The sequence below is a fragment of the Methanosarcina sp. WWM596 genome, from assembly GCF_000969965.1.
Classification (GTDB): domain Archaea; phylum Halobacteriota; class Methanosarcinia; order Methanosarcinales; family Methanosarcinaceae; genus Methanosarcina.
Window position 1 is genome coordinate 2,083,069 of sequence record NZ_CP009503.1, and the last position, 18,325, is coordinate 2,101,393.

The 18,325-nt window shown below is 40.8% G+C and carries 12 protein-coding genes; 3 read left to right on the forward strand and 9 right to left on the reverse strand.

Annotation, left to right across the window (positions count from 1 at the left end):
- Positions 1–156 precede the first annotated feature (156 nt).
- From MSWHS_RS09180 to MSWHS_RS09220, 9 genes are all read right to left on the reverse strand, one after another.
- Positions 157–780 carry a helix-turn-helix domain-containing protein gene (locus MSWHS_RS09180; protein WP_048159604.1) on the reverse strand — a complete coding sequence of 208 codons (624 nt, stop codon included), beginning with the start codon at positions 778–780 and terminating at the stop codon, positions 157–159.
- Positions 777–938, reverse strand: coding sequence for a helix-turn-helix domain-containing protein (locus MSWHS_RS09185; RefSeq protein WP_048158949.1), 162 nt, complete (start codon positions 936–938; stop codon positions 777–779). Before MSWHS_RS09185 ends, MSWHS_RS09180 begins: the two co-directional genes overlap by 4 nt.
- A 369-nt stretch (positions 939–1,307) precedes the next feature.
- A complete protein-coding gene (locus MSWHS_RS09190; RefSeq protein WP_048158950.1) occupies positions 1,308–2,678 on the reverse strand; it encodes a helix-turn-helix domain-containing protein in 1,371 nt (456 codons plus the stop codon).
- Positions 2,679–2,693: 15 nt separating this feature from the next.
- Positions 2,694–3,737, reverse strand: coding sequence for a Kiwa anti-phage protein KwaB-like domain-containing protein (locus MSWHS_RS09195; RefSeq protein ID WP_048158951.1), 1,044 nt, complete (start codon positions 3,735–3,737; stop codon positions 2,694–2,696).
- Entirely contained in the window at positions 3,734–4,408 is a 675-nt protein-coding gene (locus tag MSWHS_RS09200; RefSeq protein WP_048158952.1) for a hypothetical protein, read from the reverse strand. The genes MSWHS_RS09195 and MSWHS_RS09200 overlap by 4 nt, the downstream gene beginning before the upstream one ends.
- Before the next feature lie 89 nt (positions 4,409–4,497).
- On the reverse strand, positions 4,498–5,325 hold the full coding sequence (locus tag MSWHS_RS20950) for a TIR domain-containing protein (RefSeq protein WP_048158953.1): 828 nt from the start codon (positions 5,323–5,325) through the stop codon (positions 4,498–4,500).
- A 20-nt stretch (positions 5,326–5,345) separates the two neighbouring features.
- Positions 5,346–8,903 carry a BREX-1 system adenine-specific DNA-methyltransferase PglX gene (gene pglX / locus MSWHS_RS09210; RefSeq protein WP_052722668.1) on the reverse strand — a complete coding sequence of 1,186 codons (3,558 nt, stop codon included), beginning with the start codon at positions 8,901–8,903 and terminating at the stop codon, positions 5,346–5,348.
- A 19-nt stretch (positions 8,904–8,922) separates the two neighbouring features.
- Positions 8,923–12,594 carry a BREX system P-loop protein BrxC gene (gene brxC / locus MSWHS_RS09215; RefSeq protein ID WP_048158954.1) on the reverse strand — a complete coding sequence of 1,224 codons (3,672 nt, stop codon included), beginning with the start codon at positions 12,592–12,594 and terminating at the stop codon, positions 8,923–8,925.
- Positions 12,595–12,758: 164 nt separating this feature from the next.
- Positions 12,759–13,331 carry a DUF1788 domain-containing protein gene (locus MSWHS_RS09220; protein WP_048158955.1) on the reverse strand — a complete coding sequence of 191 codons (573 nt, stop codon included), beginning with the start codon at positions 13,329–13,331 and terminating at the stop codon, positions 12,759–12,761.
- Between the two features lie 329 nt (positions 13,332–13,660).
- On the opposite strand from MSWHS_RS09220, the gene MSWHS_RS09225 reads away from it, so the two are divergent.
- The 3 genes from MSWHS_RS09225 (at position 13,661) to pglZ (ending at position 18,283) form a co-directional block, all read left to right on the forward strand.
- On the forward strand, positions 13,661–14,113 hold the full coding sequence (locus MSWHS_RS09225) for a hypothetical protein (RefSeq protein WP_048158956.1): 453 nt from the start codon (positions 13,661–13,663) through the stop codon (positions 14,111–14,113).
- A gap of 346 nt (positions 14,114–14,459) precedes the next feature.
- The gene (locus MSWHS_RS09230) at positions 14,460–14,954 is read left to right on the forward strand and encodes an RRXRR domain-containing protein (protein ID WP_052722669.1); all 495 of its coding nucleotides are present in this window, start codon (positions 14,460–14,462) and stop codon (positions 14,952–14,954) included.
- A 617-nt stretch (positions 14,955–15,571) separates the two neighbouring features.
- Positions 15,572–18,283, forward strand: coding sequence for a BREX-1 system phosphatase PglZ type A (pglZ, locus tag MSWHS_RS09235; protein WP_048158957.1), 2,712 nt, complete (start codon positions 15,572–15,574; stop codon positions 18,281–18,283).
- Positions 18,284–18,325: the final 42 nt, after the last annotated feature.

Genomic DNA, 18,325 nt, shown 5'->3' on the forward strand with positions numbered 1-18,325 from the left:
CTAATTCTATGTGTTTGAGGTAATTTCAACTGGAAATTTTTAATTTATCCAGCCAATTCCAACTTGATACTAATATTGTGAAAGAGAATATCAAGGCTTAACACTCAGTTATTGTAAAAATAAAATAAGTACATGAGATCTTGCTGATAATTCAAGTCAATTGGGGAAGTACTGAAAAAGCAGCATCCCGCCAACCGTAGGAACAAGGTGCCCCTGGTGTTTGGTGACAAAGCGCAAGGATTCCAGGTCCTTTTTCACCAGTTTCCTGTGCCGTTCAAAGCAAGCCGTTGCAGCGTCAAAATCCAGGTCATCCACAGTCAGATCAGGAAGAACCTGTTCATCAAAGGACTTACCTTCTGCCCCCCGTTTAAGCTCTGCAATAAGCTCCCTGTCCGCTTTCCTGTTGGTGGAACCCAGCCGGACATAAACTCCATTATCCGGTCCTTCTTTTTTCAACCAGTGGGGTCTGGAACCGCTTGGATATACCTCCACTCCCAGCAAAGTTTTATCACCAAAGGCAATCAGTTCCACACTGGGAACCAAGCGAGGCTCTATGTTATCAGCGATCAGGCTGCACAACCGCTCTTCTTCATCCAGAGGGTTCTCAATGCTTAAAAGCTCTCTGGAACCATCTTCCACTCCAATCAGCAAGCGCCCTCCTGCAGTGTTAGCAAAAGCCACCAGCGTTTTAAGTATATTTCTGGGGGAGGACAGATCCCGCTTAAACTCCAGCGTTTTGCCTTCGGGCCTGGAGAGCAGTTCAGCAATTGAGTGAGTCATTTTTCCTCCTTCTGGCCAGCACCACTAACCCCTCTAAGGATCATGCCGCCTTTCGCATTGGCAAAAGCTACAGCTGATTCTACGGTTCTGTCATCGAATTTTTCTTTAAATTCAAGGGTTTCGGATTCGCCGGAGTTGAGGAGTTTCTGGAACTTCATTGCACTCGGTTCCTTTTTTCGGTTATTTAGTTGCGACTGATATTTGAAGAGTTTTATGCACTTTTTCGATTTGTCTAATTATGGCATTGGCACGTTTATGGCGTCTTTGGGGGATTTTGATGTCATCCTTTTTTCTGGTTCATTAGGCTTGATTATAATTTTTTAACGTCTTTAATCATGACACTTTTGGCGTGATTATGGCGTGATTGTGGCGTCTTTGTTCCCTTTATATCCCGTTTGTGGCCCCATTGTCCCGTTTTGATTGTGATCTCTTTTACACAAACTTATCAATCTTCTAATTTTGTGGCTTATGCGGCTTATGCGGCTTTAGTGCGGCTTTAGTGCGGCTTATGCGGCTTTAGTACGGCTTTAATGCGGGATTTTTGTTCCCCTGATAATGTAATAAGTACCTTTTCCAGTAGTTCCAATTTTTTTGAAGACATCCTTATTAACAAGATCTTTTAGCTCCTTGGTTGCAAGCCTATCTTTTACATTACACAATTCTTGATATTCCTTATTTGTTATCTGACCTTTTTCTTTAACGTAAAAGAATGCTTCAATCTGCCTTTCATTAAGACCAATATTTCTAAGATATTCTTCATTTAAAATCCCTTTTTTGAAGATCACACGAAAGCCCTGATACTCTTCAAATACAGGCTCCAGAACCCCTGCTTCTTTGCAGTATTTTTGAATTTTTTCTATTCCGCTCCCCCACTGCTCAATAATTTTCGTATCGAAGAACACTTCTGCTATCCCTTTGTTCCTCAATTTCGAGGCATGAGGTTTGAAAAGGTCTTCCATTGTGAGTCCCAGGGGAAGCCCACCCGGACTCCAGACAATCAGTTCATCGTCATAAATCCGGATTTCGATATGGGACATAACTGTGTAGTCCCTGTGACAGACCGCATTTATAACCGCCTCCCTGACCGCTTCCAGCGGGTAGTCCCAGACCTCTTCCCTTTCAGGCTTTCCGGTCATAACAAACTTCACGTTGGTGTTCTTCCTGACAAAATCCATGGTTTCTTCGATCTGCTCAAAGAGTGGCCCTTCGATCAGCCGGTCATCGATTACAAGAGTTTGGTTCTTAAATCGCCCGCAGTGGACCACAGCCTGTGAAAGAAAACGCCGCCCTTCCTTGCAAAAAAGAAGCCCTGCCGCCCAGGTGGGTTTCCCTTCCAACACAAGCTTCATTTTTTTGAGCACCTGAATAGGGTTTCTTTCTTCCTCTTCCCCAAACCCTTTTCTTCCAACAGCCCTCGCCTTCCGGATATAATTCCTGATCTTTTCAAGGTCAAGGCTTTCAAGCGTCTCCCCGGCTGCCGGAAACCTATCCCAGCTCATCCCGGTAGACTGCAGGTGCATTTCCGCAATTTCCTGCGCGTTCATGCTCCGATTGCTGTTATTTACCCGCTTGAAACACCTGCCCCGGACGGAAACGGGTTTTATAGGATACTCCGGGACATTTACCGCTACAACCTGTTTCCCCTCAAATTCAAACACCTCGATTTCAGGGATAAGCTGTGGCTCGGTCTTGTCTGAGACCTGGTTTGCCCATTTAGCCAGAGTTTCTTTTCCAATATTTACTCCGGTGACGGCCCCTTTATCAGAAACCCCTATAAGGATCATGCCGCCTTTCGCATTGGCAAAAGCTACAGCTGATTCTACGGTTCTGTCATCGAATTTCTCTTTGAATTCGAGGGTTTCGGATTCGCCGGATTTGATGAAGGATTGAAGGTTCATGTTTGTAAGAAATATTTAAGCTGATTTCTTGGGCAGTTCTTTAGCAATTCCCTTATAGATTTTTTTGTCTACCAAATCTCCATATAATTTATTTCCACAAATATCTATAAATTCAAAAAAAGATTCCTTACTTTTAATTTTAATTTTTTCTCCATCAGATTCAACATTTAAAGCATAATCTAATGAAGAAGCGGCATTGTATATTAAGAAGAATCGATCAAAATCAATCTCTTTAAAAAAATTTCCTTTATTCAGTTTACAAATTCTCTTTAAATTTCTTTTATCATTTGTGATCTCTTTAAATAAAGCTTCTTCAATTTCAACATTACCGCAAGATTTGAGAATGGTATAAGCTGCTTTCGCATTTGATTTATAAAATTCTTCAAATGAAAACATGTCTTCAAAGTTACTTATGTTCCTTACAAACATAATTTTTGAACCATTTTGATCAGGGTTATCTAAATCTACACGTTCATAATACATTGCATCGATAACGTCGTCATATTTGAATACATCACCTTCTATTTTATTGAATTTTCCTTGCTTATGTTCAAATACTTTAAAAAACTTTGATTTTGCAATCTTCGAGCCAACTTGATACTTCCTGAAATATATGCATGTCTCTTCGATTTTGTTTTCCCCACTATCATCACTGAAGGCCATAGATATTGCATAACTTTGTAACTTATTTATTGTATGATCATTAAATTCAGTTACACTTCTTGAATCATCTTCACTTTTTATTTGTGAAATTATTGGATTTAATGTTCCAACTGATTTCATATCTTCTTGATTTATTATTGATATGACATTGTCTTCGGGATCTTCTGAAAAAAAGTCAATATAAGTTAATTCGCTATCACTCATCAGCTCATTGCATTTTTCGATAAGATTTTCCTTAAATGAAGTTAAAACCTCACCATCTACTTCAACATTAAGTATCTGCCTTTTCTTTTCTTCTTTTTCACTGGTTGTTTTTTTCAATAAGTGCATTTGAACATTATGCCCTTGCTTTGCAACACGAAGTAAATCCTGAAGATAAGAGGCGTAGTCTGTCATTCTGTTTGCTCCTGCTCAATATCTAATGCAATCCTTTCCGAAGATCCACTTATATAAACCACTTTCAATATTTTATCTGGATATAACTGTTTCTCTTTTGAAAGAACCATATATTCATTTTGTTTTTTAGTGTAAACTTTGAATAAGTTATACCCTCGAATACTAAAATTAATATTTACATATAGTAAATCTGAGTTTATGTAAATTATACAAATAGTGAACAATAATATTAGCAGTGAAATCATATCGAAAAAATTAGAGAAGTCAAAAGAAAGAAAAGGAATTATGTAAGAAACAAGATATTCCATATAAATGTGATTCATTTTTTGAACTGATTGAACATATAGATCTTTGAAATCAATTGAACATTTTGTTTCCCTTAATATAGATTCTAAAACCAAATTCGGAACTATAATTATAAAAATGATTGTGACAATCACAACCAATGGAATTATGTTTAAAGAAATAAATTCTGTTTTGTGTTGAGCAATAATTTGGACTTGTTCAATAAATGTTATGTTCTCCGAAACAGCTTCTGGAATTTTTAGATTAGCGTAATCCTGAACCTTTTCTAAAATATGTGATATTGCTTTCAATAACAAAATTAAAAATAAGGGTGTGTAAGAACTGAGAAACATCAATATTTTATACTTGGTTTTAAGGGCGCTCATATCTAAAATACCTTCAAATAACTGTTTTTGAATCAGTTGCCATTAAATAATCTGTGGATCACATAAATCGTCCTGCTCGTAGATTGAATTCATACCAGTTTATTTGCATCAATGTCGTATCCAACTGCCTTTAATTCCCTCACAAGATCGAACTGCCACCTTCCAGAATTGTCAAAGGGTGTGTACAAAATCCCATCATAATCACTAGGACCTTCAAAATCAGGATCATTCTTAAACAGAGCAGCTACATTATGCCTTCCAAGTTTCCCTAAGAAAAACCCAAGTTCTAATATTACATTTTGACGGGCTCTGAATTTTGCAGCTTCTGAACTCTGATCTTTTCTATAACCTATGTCATCAGGTGAAAGAAGCACAACAGCGAAAGAAACGCTGTCTGCATACTCGGCGAATTTTTCAAAGATTGTTCTTCCTTGATTCGGTTGTTCATGCAAAACGATGGGTTTTAGCTCCAATTTTTCAAGTGTTCGAGCAACAGCCTGTTTCATCCCATCGTCACGCCCGTGAACGACAAAAATTTGATTCCCTTTAGGTTTTACCTCTCCCATTTTTTCACCGAATTTCTTTTTCTTATATCCAGGCTCTCCTTTAATGAGATCATCAGTAACATCTTCCCCTTCCTTAGTCACGAGCCACTCAGTTGAGATTTGTGGTGCTACAGCTTTTTTTGGTCTTTTTGCTCGAATAATAGGTATCAATTCTGCAGAGTTCATTTCTGTTTTATTGATCTTTATCCTCTCAATATCCTCAGGAGGAATACTTTTTCCATTAACAAAGATATTCTCACCATTTTCATAGGGAACTATAAATTGACTAAGAAGTTTTTCTTCGCTCAAATCAAGCTTTAATTCATCAGTCACTTTACTGGATTTCTGCCTAATTTTAACGTGATAGTACATTTTGCCACCTCAAAAATCCATTAGATCTTCCCAACTAACCCCTTAAACTTCTCATAATTCACTTTGACCCCATCATCCAGATCAATCTCAATCATCTGATCCGCTTTATGCTGAAGCAGTTCATCGTATTTTATGAGCTCTTCAATTTTCTTATTAAGTTTTGCAAGCTCAGTTTCTGCTTTCCCGCGATTCTTGGAATTTTGAATAATTTCTTTTTCAAGAAGTGGCCTCTGAGCATCCAGCTTCGACTCAAAATCCAGCAGATAATCGATTCTCATCTTCGCCAGGGTAGTTTTATCGTACCTGTGCATGTAAACGAGCGCATTGAACACTTTTCCTTTTTCTGAAGAAGTAAAGAGCCAGTAAATAGGTCTTTTCTTATACATTTTCAGGTGATCGCTGTAGAAATCCTTCAGGAAATAGTTTCGGATAACCTTTTCAGGAGCTTCTCCTTTCTTCGAAAGTGCCCCTGCAATAAAGTCCAGGTTTTCGGAAAGTGTCTCCGCTCCAAAAGTGAATTTCAAAAACTCTTTGAACCGGTTTACGATGTCATCCGTGTAATATTCGTCATCGAGAATCGGGATTATATTGTCTTCATCCGGCAGGAAAGAAGCTTCAGGCACTTTTTCTTTGAAATCAGCCAGCTTTTCACCCTGATTTGCAAGGATCAGCCCTTTCTTTTCCGGTGAATATCTTCCGAACATGCAGCCGACAGCGTAGGAAATTAATTCTTTTATGGTATCTGTCAGTAGCAGAGTTTCCAGTTCTTTTTCGGTTTTGTTGTTAGCGTAGCGATAATAGGGATTGCATGTTAGAGTGATTTCAGAAAGTGGAACCTCTGGAGTTAATTCGTCCTGCAAACCGTAAGCTTCGATAAAAATCCGGTTATTTTCTTCTTCCAGCCGCTGCATTTCAAGGGTCATTTCTTTCCAGTGGGCGCGGAGTTTGGTGTAAGTTTCACGGAGAGTTGGCTGGCGGTGTTCTGATAGTAATAGTGGGAGGGAAGTGAAATCCCAGGAGGTTTCGTAAGAGTCCCAGTCAGATTTTGATATTTCGACTAAACTTGTTACATATTTAATTATTTCAATAGACTTCCCATTTTTGAGAATATTGCTAATAAAAGGGAGATTCCCGATATCTCGAGTTTGGTATTCAATAGTTGGATTTAGGAATTTAAGAAAAAATCTAACTTGTTTGCTTGCTAGAAAACCAAGGACTATTTCATCTGGCAAATCATTGGGAAAACAACAAGAGCCTTTTACATCAAATAAAAAGCCCTGATAGGACTTTCTTACTCCGAAATAAGAAGAGCTAGTAGCTGTCCATGTTATGGCAGGAAGGAAATAGTATTTTTCATTTGAAATCTTCCAACCCAAATTATCCCAAGATAGTTGTGGATAATTCAAAAGTGTATTCTCTTTTATCTCATAACCATTATTCAACCAGTTGACTACATATTCGTTATTTCCATACCACTTCCTGAAATTTCCACCTTTGTTGTAAGGAAACCATTTCTTTCCAGATTTTTCAGCATCAAGTGCATCTTCAAAATTGAAGCCGGAATTCATATTTGAGACCTCATGCCAGAATCTTAGAAAGCGATCGTTATCACCTGTGCGCATTCCAATTTTCGCAGGTGCAATTCCTGATAGTTGTTCTCCTTCCTCAAAAATCTCCTTTACCCTATCACTTACCCAATACGCAATCGGACTCCCAGGTATTTTCTTGAAGTCGGCGGCGGAGGCGCGAAAAGGTTCAGATTTTTTTGCTTTAAGTTCAGTTTCCTTATCTACTTCACAGTTCCCATCGATTAGTCGCAGGTAAGCTCCTTTGTGTTCCAATCGTTGAAATTTTTCGATAACAAATGCCGTTGTTGAAACAATCTCCCCACTGATACTGTCGAAAGCCCTTGCTCCAAAATGAGCCATGGATAGGATAGTGTCGTTGTTCAGGATGCTTTCACGGAGTTTTTCATAGGACGAAAGGAACATCCAGCTCTGCATAGTGATCATTGCAACTGCACCTTTTTGCACTGCAAGATCCAGATTGCGCTCAATGAACATGGCAAAAAGATCAGATTTGCTGTCCGTGTAGTTCTCCTGAACAAAGGTCTTCAGCCTGTTATTCATTCCCTTGCCGCCCATATATGGCGGGTTGGCAATGACCACATGATATTTTGGGTTGAGGTAATCTGCCTGCTTCAACACTTGAAGGACTTTCTGATGAATAGAAAGGTGGGAAAGATTGCCTGAAAGGTTTTTCGATTCCAGCAAGTGCAGGAGGCTCGATACATCTTTTGCAGCCGGGCGAATAAGAGAACCGAAATTATCGGCTTCTGCGAACTGGAGCAGAGTATCTCTATGGGCTTTGGTGAACAGGTCACTTCCGACTGCATCGATGTAAGCATTGATTTCGCCTTGCTCAAAAGCGACATTCTCCAGCATACAGACATTAGGCTGGATCTGCTTTTTGAAAAAATGGCGGTCTTTGCCCCTTGCCTTCATGGTCAGTGCAAAGCCGGCAAGTTCCCCTGCACGTTTATCGATCTCGATCCCGAAGAGGTTGTGGGTCAGGATCATTTCCGGAATCTCGGAGGGAGTGTAGCCGTCCTCTTCGTAAATCGCATACAGCAGGTCAAAAGCATAAACCAGCATATGCCCTGAACCGCAAGCAGGGTCGCAGATCTTGAGCTCTTCAGGAGAATTGATTTTCAGAAAATCGGTTTCCTGCTGTTCCGGCTTTATGTAATACTCCATCCGGTCAACAAGGCTGGATTCCGGGCGGTTGAGCATCCACAGGCGGCCCAGGGAGTTTTCCACAAGGTAGCGGACAATCCAGTGAGGAGTGAAAAGCTGGGTAACTGCAGGGATGTTTTCCTTGCTGATCTTGATGTTCTTCTTCAGGTCGGCAAAGACTTTGTCCTTCTTTGGGGCAATGTAGTCCTGGTAGATCCAGCCTATGATTTCAACTTCTTGCCAGTCCTCATCCGGGATAATTGAATTCAGGTCATGCAGGACAGAACCTGTATGGAGAAGCTTGTCAGGGAAAAGGAGTTCGGTGTAGTTTTCGATTTCCTCAAAGAGGAAGGGCATTATTTTGTTCAGGTAATTGCAGAGTTTGAGAATCAGGTATTTGTAGAGCTCTTCGTCTTTGTTTTCGGCTTTGAAATCCAGAACCTTGTCTCGGTCAAGGTTCAGAAAGTCAAGTTTCAGGGCGTTTGTGAGGAGGTCAGGTTCGGATTTATTCGGGTCAGTTGAAGTGAAGACTTTGATCTGGTCCGGGAGGCAGCCGTTCATCTCCATGAACTTGAGGGCCACAAGGCGATTGAACCAGGTATAGGTGACTTCTTCCATAACCTGGGCGTAGCCTTTTTCCTTGATCTGTTTTACAAGCTGGGAACGCTGCTGTTTGATATGGGCATTGAAGACTTTGCCGTTGATTACGACAGAATCACCGTGCTCTTCTACGGCGTGGATTTCTTTGGAGGAAATTCCGTAGCGAGCTGCCTGGCTTTCTACTTCTGCGTTTAACTTATCCCTAACTTTGTTTGAGAATTCGATAACTTTTGATTTGTCCATTTTTCATCCAGCTCCTTTCTTAGACCCTTATGTTCTTTTCCTTGAGAATTTTCAACAGCTTCTCTCTGAGCTGTGTAATGTACTCCTCGATATCTGCCTCGTTTTCCAGCATTTTTCCAGACTTGAAAAATGATATCTCGCTGATAATTTTGGTATTTCTCTGAGGAACTGCCGGAGGAACATATTCTGTTTCTGCTTCATTTTCCCGGTCTACAGGCTTTGTTTCCGGAGTTTCCGGATTATCTGGGGATGTAGTGCTTTTCTCAGAGGCTAGTTTCTGCTGCCCATCCCGGATTATCCAGCTCTCTCTCTGCTGCTTTTCCCGGATGGTCTGGCTCTCTTTATCTATCTGCCTGTAAGCCTCTACCCGGAGAGAATTTATCATCGGGAGCTGGCTCTGGACAAGAGCGCAGTCCTCAGCGTCTTCTATGGTCCTTTTGACTACATTGAAGAGCCCAAGTACTGTTTCCCTGAAGTCGTCGGAAAATATTTCGTCTGATAAGTCCTTTTCAAGCTCTTTTGTAACCGTATCAAGGCTTTCTCTGATCTCTTTTTTCTGGGTAGAAAGGGCCTCCTGAATTGAAACTTCTATCTTCTTCTCCAGTATGGGAAGCCTGCTGATCTGAGTGTAAGGTTTTTCCAGACTAAGGATTTCGTTGACCTCTTCAATGGCTGATTTTGTTTCTTCCCCGAGGAACTGGGTGTTTCTGCAGTAAGCTTTGTACTTTCGGGCAAGCCTCTTGAAGATATCAACCTGGGTACCTCCAAAAAAGATCTTCACAGGCTCTGCATCGGCGTGAAGCTTCTCAAACTCGGTTTTTTTGGAGGCAATGGCTCTGAAAAAGGCTGAGGGGTCAGAGTTCTCTGTCAGTTCCTTCAGGAATATCCTGTAGGCTTTTATCTGAGATCTGCCCGGAAAGCTCTTTTCTTCCTCATACCTGCCTTCGATTTTTTGCAGGTTTGTAAGTTCTTCTGAGAATATTTTTCTCGCATCATCGTATAGTTCTCCTTCTTTTTCTCGCAGGTTTAATTTACCAAAAAGATCTTTGAGGATCAGCCGTACGACTTTGAGGTCTTCTTCTCCGGTCTTTTCCCTGATTTCTATGACCAGCTTGTCAGCATCATCTCTTCTGGTCAGGTGCTTTGCCGTAGCATCCGCGGCATTGAACAGGTATTCGGACTGGTAGCGGAGTTTAATCTCCTCTCTGAGGTAAAGAATAGCCACAAGCCCTGAAATCGTCATATCTTTCCAGCCGTAGGGCTTTTTCGTGAAGCGTTCCTTTAAGTCACTTAACAGGACCCTGCCGCTTCTCCCGTACTTCAACCGGATGTAGTCAAGCATTTCCTTTAAGGCCAGCCTGTTTATATCGCTGCCTTCAACTCCGAACTTCTCAAGGTCGTCCGAGCGCAGGACTCTGAGCACTTCACTATCGTTTTCATAGTCCTTTGTAACATATCCGGCTTTGTTGTAGACGTTCTGTATAAGAAGGTCAAGCCCTTCCTTTACACGCTCTTTCGGGCTGGATTTTTCAGGAACTATTTCCTTGTTATCAACAAAAACCCTTGAATTCGAGACTCCTTGCTGGACCAGTTCCAGGGCTTTTGCTCTTGCACTGTTTGCATTCTGCTGTTTTGTGGAAAGAATATTCTGGATTTCCACATTATTCCGGTTTGAGGAGTTTTGCTTGAGGTATTTCTCTATTTTCAGGTAGGACCTTATCTGGTCGATCAATTCGTTGTCCGAAAGTATGAAAAGTAGGGTGTCCGTTGAATCGATATTGCTTAAAGTATCGCCGCTCAGAGACTGCTGATTCCCTTTTTTACTATTATACAGGTCCGAAAGGGGAGTCAGAAACTTGATTGTAAGGTCTGCACCCGTGACGGTCTTCACCCTGTCATCAATCGCTTTGTTAAACCTGTATTCCTTATGGGAAGCCGGACAGATCCCCTGTTTCTGATCATAGAGCATCCCGTGGATTTCTTCAAGGATCTGGTGCTCTTCGATTTCTACCCTTTTGATGTCCTTGTTGATCTCCTGCTCCTCATTTGTCAGGAAATAGTACTTGTCTTCTGACTTGTTTATCAGGGTCTGGTTTTCGAGTTTTCGCAGGGACTCAACGATTCTCTCTTTCAGTTTGATCTTGTCTTCGTCAACCGAGGAAATGGAAAGCACTATCAGGTTGTCGAGGTTCGGCTCAATTTCCTGAATACTCCTGATCATAAACAGGATTTCCAGAAGTTCACAGTCTTTGTCGTTGAGTTTATCGTTATTCCGGGCGTGAGAGATTGTTCTTGCGATAATCGGGTCAAGGAAACCTTCAATAGTCTCATAGAAGGCGTGGAAAGGAATTAGCATCCCCACATTATTCTCGCAGTAGTTCTCAGTTGACTCCTTAAAAGCGCTGAGCATTGACCTTTCCCCTTTTGCCAGGTGTTTGCCCGTAAATCCTGTTTCTCTGATCCTGTCAAAGACCTTCTGCACAAGGTTGAACTGGTAGGGGACAAAAGGATATACGTTTACAAAGTCATCTTCGTTTTTGTAGACCTTTATTTCAGCCCTGTTTGAAAACGCAAGTAAATTTCTGAGTATTGTTTGCTTTTCTGCATAGTAAGAAGCAAGAACTTCTCGGTATTCCTCCTTTTTACTAAGGATCCTTTTCTTGATAACCTCATCTACGTTAGCGCTGGTAAGGCCCAGCCGGGTGTTAAAGCGTCCCTGGATCTTGGAAAAGTCGTAACCTTTCACGTGTTCCTTTGTAACAGTATCAATATCAGCCTGTGAAGTGACTGCAACCCAGGCTTTTCCCTGAAGCCTGGTTCCCAGATCTTCAACAATGGTCTGGAGGTTGAGCATCAGTTCGCTGTTTTCCCCGATATACTGTCCAATTTCATCCACAAGGAAAATTACCTGATGGGCTTTTCCTTTTGATTTGCAGTACTTATCGAGCTTATTTGCAAATTTCTCAACGCTGAAAGTGAAGCTTGCCCCATCGCTTTCAAAGAGCCTTGAAGCAGCCTCCCTGCTCATCGAACCGCAGCTTGCAAGAGCTTCTATAATATCATCCTGCTCAAAACCGTAGGCTACTCGTCTCTCTTCCCAGGGCTCTCCGTTTATGCGCTCAAACTCTGTTTTGAAAGGCTCATAGAGTCCTTTTTCCTCAAGCTGTTCTTCAAGGTCTGCGATCCAGAAAACGTCTCCCATATACCCGCGCATATCATTGAAAGCCCTCATGAAGATGTTTACAATCTGTTCATCGCCCTTGTTTGCAGTATTTGCTTTGGAATCAATATTAAAAAGAATAACGTCTTTAGTGCCTGTAGTAACAGCTTTCTCGATATTGGCAAAAATCGCAGGGTCTGTAATTTTTTCCCTGAAAAATTCGAGTGCTGTCTTTCCCTGAACTTCTCGGTTTGCCAGTAAATATGACAGGATTTTGAGGAAATGTGATTTTCCCGAACCGAAGAACCCTGAGATCCAGACTCCTATTTTATCTGTGGGTTCTTCCAGTGTCGCAGTATAGTTCCTGAAAAAGGTATCAAAATGCTTTAGAGACTCGCCTGTCACCACATACTCATCAAGTTCAGTATAGACGCTTCTCTCGTCTTCCTGGTCAACTTTAATTACCCCGTTGATATCCCTTCGGATATCTTTCTCAAATAAATCTTCTATTTTTATATCTGTGGCAGTCATGTTTAGCACTCTGAATAGAATTCCAATGTGAATAGAATTTCAATATGAATAGAATTTCAATATGAATTAAATATAAAGATAATTATGAGTGTAGCCTGAAAGCTTAAAACTTTCCTTCAACCTGAAACTTCCCCTCAAAAAGAATTCGGGGCAACTTTCTTAAATTACATTGCTTCTGGCATCAGGCGGAAAGCTCTGTAGTAATTCTTGCTTTTAAATTCACCAAATAAGCTCAGGTCAAGCCCACTGAATTTTCCCGGATAAAACATCACAAGGGGCTTTTTGCCTGTGACAGAATGAAGGTTGTTAAGGACGGTATGAGCTCTGGTCATTGGCCATGCATTTCCTACTCCCGTCAGGAAAATTAGGTTGTAATCGACTTTAAGTATCTCAGTAATCTCTTTTTTTGTGGCTTCTTGATTCAGAATTAATCTTATTTTCTCAAGCAAGGCATCTGAACCTTTTTTCGTTTCGAACTGAATTATTTTTTCATCCGTAAGCTTTTGATTCAGGATCTTGAGACACAAATTGTACAGATTTATCTCAACTATCTTAATCGAGTGTTTACTCTCAAAACTTGAGATTATTTTTTCAATTGTATCCCTTACAAGGAGCTCTTTCTCCGGTTCGTAATCAAAGATCCAGTATGGAATCTCGTTTCCCAATCCCTTACAGTCCAGAAAATCTGTTGTTATTATCTTTTCTTTAAAGAGTTCTAGACGCTTCTCAAGTTTCATAACTTTAGAATACAGGCACTGTGTATAAATTGGTTATTATTTTCAACTAGTAAAATGTTATTTTTCAGTCGAATATCCCACAGCTTGCTGCTGTATGGAAACTGCCCAGAACCGCAGAAATATTCCATTATAGGACTTACGTACTTGAAATACAAAATCAAGTACAACAGAAGTTGTGGTTGAATTTGTGATTTATACAGTTGAAGGTCTAACCCGATTGATTTTTTAATTCAACCGCGTAACACCTTTATGTTATTTCGCTACGGGTCCTAAAGGAAAAGAACGATAATACAACATGAAAGAGTTATGAGAAGAAGGAGCCAGCCTGAATGAGAGATAATTTAAGGCATTTGAATCTAGACCCCGAAGAAAAATACCCATCTGACGGCCTGCGCCAGGTGGAAATAAATGCTGAAAGAGTACTTGTTCTGTTGCCGAAATCAATCGTGGAGCGTACGAGGGATTGCATCCAGCTCAACTGCAACGGAGAGGACGGCATTGTTGTCCTTGTGACTGCGGAAGCAATCGAGTTGAGACTGCCAACCGTTGAATGGACTATGGGGACGTACGGGCCAGCTGCATCAAGCAGATTCTGGAAGCGAATCCAGGTAAGTGAAATTACTGACCAGGAACTGGAAACCCTCCTGAAAGAAGCTTTAAAGGAACGCCAGGGAGAGTTCAGAAGCTGCAGATATTGCGGAAAACCTTATCCTCCCGAGCATATGCATAGCAAGGATTTGTGTCATGGATGTGCTGAAAAGTATTTAGGAGTTATACACTAATCAACTACCCCTGAGTTAAAGACTCAGAGGCTTGTCTAACAAGCCCTGGTTGACCAGATCACCGATTAGGAGCTTTGGAAAATCGGTAAACGATAGGAAAGAAATAGTTACCCTTGAATGTCACCTCAGTTTAAGGCTCTAAGGATGCCGGTTAAACAGTCCTGAGAGGTAGGGACAGTGCTTACATCATTAAACCTTTCCATATCAGATCAAGAGGAGGACGAATTCCGGAATTGACTTGTTCCAACTACGAAGTTGAAGTCCTTCCAACTACGCTGTAATACTCCAACTTCACGAAGTTGGAGTCCACAATTCGGATACGCATAACTCTTCGGATGAAGACTATATGTTAGTTTTCGTAATCAATCAAAATAAAAAACCACTAATGCCCTGTAAACCTTCAAAAGCCAGAAAGCTACTGCAAACAGGAAAGGCAAAAGTGTTCCGAAATACGCCATTCACAATTAAGTTACTTTTCGGAAGCAGTGGGTATACTCAACCTGTAACTGCAGGGATGAATACCGGCTCTAAGGTAGTGGGCTGTGCAGCCATTACTAACAGAAAAGTGTTGCATCAGTCAGAAATTTACCTGAGAGAAAACGTTTCAAAAAAGATGCAACAACGGAAGATGTTCCGGAGAACCAGAAAAGGTAGAAAAACAAGGTACAGACCCTCAAGATTCGATAACCGGGGAAATTCAACAAAAGAAGGAAGATTGGCTCCTTCTATCCGAAGCAAACTTGAAGCTCATTTCTGGGAAGGGAATAGGGTTTGTCAAAGGCAAAAAGTCTTCCGGCTTCTTTGCTATTTCGGATATGTTTGGAAAAAAAATATCAGATAGTGTTAACGTGAAGAAAATTTGTGAACGATTGAGGGTTAGGACAACAACACTAATTCAACAGAGCAGGACAGGGAAGTTTACGCATTCCTCCCCTGAGCTAAAGACTCAGGGGGTCCTGCTGAGAGTTTATGAAAAATCCAAACCCCCCGTATCTCGATATACAAAGTCAGACAAAGAGGCAATTGATTTCTTAACAAAGAAATTCTGATCATTTCATTTTTTAATCGGGTAATGGTATTTCCATTTAAGATTAGCTTTTTTAACTCAAGGGTGAGAAATCTACGTACTCGACAACTGTAAGCTGACAAGTTGGGTAGGTCAGCACACAGGGAATTGCACTCAACTACTGATCTTTTCATCTCACCGGATTTCCAGTTTTAGCATAGACAACTCTTCACATATTTTTAGAATATGCATTTTACCCAACTTTTTTTCCCACTTTTTTCTGAAATAAGAGCCATGATTTTTGGCTCTGGATAATGTGTTAAACAAGTGACCGTCCCATCTACAAGCTCAGCAAAATCTTTTAAAAATCAAAGAGTATTTCATGGATAAAGTATCTAAATGTCTAGCTCTCATTCTAAACCATTCTGATTAACAGCAGGATATGGATTTTCATGGTCAACGTAGAAAAAACAAGCCTGAGTATACTCAAAAAATTCTCCTCTTCAGAACTGAAAGATTATGAGAAAAGAAAAATAGTTTTCTGGTATGACAGAGATAAAATCGCCTGGGACCAAGAGAAACAGGCTCCCGGAGAAGAGCTTGAAGAAATAATTCAGGTACTGGAAGGGCAGGCAATAAAATTCCATATCCTTGACAATAACTATTTTGAAACTAAAAAACTCCTTGAAATAGAAGACTTGGAATCAAACTACCTCATCTACTGCCCGGAAAAGGAAAGGGCACACGAAGATAACTGGCTTTTTGATATCCAGCTCTATTCTTCCAGATTCGAAAACAGCCGGATTTCAGACATCAAGAGTGAGTTTGAGATTGACGGGCATGAACTTGATGACTTTTTCATAAAACATGAAAAGTTCTTTGGCAACCAGAAAGAAAGAGTCCAGCCTTTAAAGAAGCTCTACCAGAAAGACTGGCGTGAAAAAGAGTTCATTCTGGGCATGCTGGCTGTTTTTTCAAAAACGCAGGCCCTTGATTTCAAACTTATCGTACGGGACACCCTGTTGAAATCCCTGGATGAAGCTGAAAACCCGGCTTGGGAGAATATCTCAAAGTTCGGGCTGGAGGAAGGCTTCTGGGAACTGGCAGAAGAGGACTTTGGATTTTCGGCAAAAAACCCTACCCTGAAGAAGCTTTTCCTGAGTTTCCTTGTCACACACATAAAACGGTATTCCGGAATTTCCCTTTCAGGCTACGACCAGTATGTTGACCGGAAAGAAAACGAGTGCCAGATCTTCCTCAAACACTGGATGGACAGTTCGCGGGATTCCAAGATTTTTGAGAAATATACCAGGGATATACTTGAAGAAAATGGACAGGACATGGAAAAGAGCCTGCAGGCAGAGCTTGATAAACATGATGTTCAGACCTACCTTGAAGCCGAAGCCGTGGAGACCTTTGACAAAGCTCTAATTGTTCACATACTCAAATCCCTGAACAGTCCTGTAGATTCGACAGAAGAGGACTTCAGAAACTATCTTGCCTGGATCGATACCCGCAGGACAAAGCACTGGTTTTCTGAATACGAAAACATCTACAATGCGCTTGAATATGCGGTTAAACTCTTCTGGTTTGCGAGGGAATATTATGATAATCCAAAAGCATCTGATGCGCTTGAAAATACACGCAGTTTGTATGAGTTATTCAAAGCGTATGCTGAAACTTACTACCAGATCGATTACCTCTACAGGAAATTCTACTATTACTATGACAAAGAGCAGGAAAAGGATATCCTGAAAAAAAGCCTCAGGCCTCAGATCGAAGACCTTTACACCAACAAGCTGCTCGGAAAACTGTTATTAAAATGGAGCAGCCTTATTGATTCCGAGCTCAATGAACAGTGGAAGATTGAGCTTGCAGATAGCCAGAAGGACTTTTACAAGCGGCATGTAAACAAAATTCTGCAAAAAGATGACAGGAGTAAAGTTGCAGTTATCATTTCCGATGCACTGCGCTATGAAGCAGCTGTCGAGCTTTTTGAAACCCTCAACAAAGATACCTGGGGACTTCCCAAACTCAGCTACATGGTAGGAGTCTTACCCTCATACACGAAGCTTGGAATGGCAAGTTTGCTGCCACATCAGTTTCTGGAATACAAAGAAAAAGAGATTTTTGTTGATGGGATTAATTCTAATGGTCTTGAAAACAGAAAAAAGATCCTTCAAAACAATTGCCTTGAATCATTAGCTATTCGTTATGAAGACTTCATGAAATACAATAGAGATGAAGCAAGAGAACTTGTCAAAGGAAAAAGAGTCCTCTATGTCTATCATGATAAAATAGATTCGGTAGGTGACAAACAGTCCTCAGAAAATAGTGTATTTGATGCTGTCGAAGAAACAATTTTTGAGATCAAGAAACTGGTCAAGCATCTAAGTGAAACCCTAAACACGACCAATATAATTGTCACAACAGATCATGGTTTCCTGTATCGAAGAGACGATATGGAAAATGCGGATAAGGTAGAAACCTCATCATTTGACAAAACTCGAATAATTGATACCACAAAGAGATTTATCCTGAGTAACCAGGAGCTTGCAACGGATAATTCACCGAATAATTCACTGGATAATATACACAACTTTGACATGCGCCATATGCTCGGGAAGGAACATTCCCCTCTCTTTGCCTATGTCCCGAAAACTGACCTCAGGTTCAAACTCCAGGGAGGAGGGCTCAATTTTGTACACGGAGGAGCTTCTCCTCAAGAGATTGTCATTCCGGTCCTGACATATACCCACCGGCGGAATGAAAAAACTCTCGAAAAGAAAGGCATCAAATACGGCAAAGTCAATGTGTCGGTAATAAACGACCGGAAAAAGATCACAAGCAGCAAATTTAATGTAAAGATTTTCCAGACCGAAAAAGTAACCGATAAAATGAAACCCCGCACCATCAAAGTTTCTCTATGGGATATTGGTGGTGGGCAGGAAAAAATGGTCAGTGATGAAAAAATCATTATTGCCAATAACGAATCCGATGAGCCAGAAGAAAGGCAGTATAATATCATGCTCACCCTCGGAAACAATCTTGAAAACAAAACGTATTACCTCAGGTTGGTTGACGAAGACCCGGCTGAAATAAAAGATATTGCCCGGATTCCATTCGAACTTGACCTTTTGATTGGCGATTTTGACGACTTCTAAATTGAAAAAGGGAATCAGGCATAAAGATTCTGGAATAAAAAA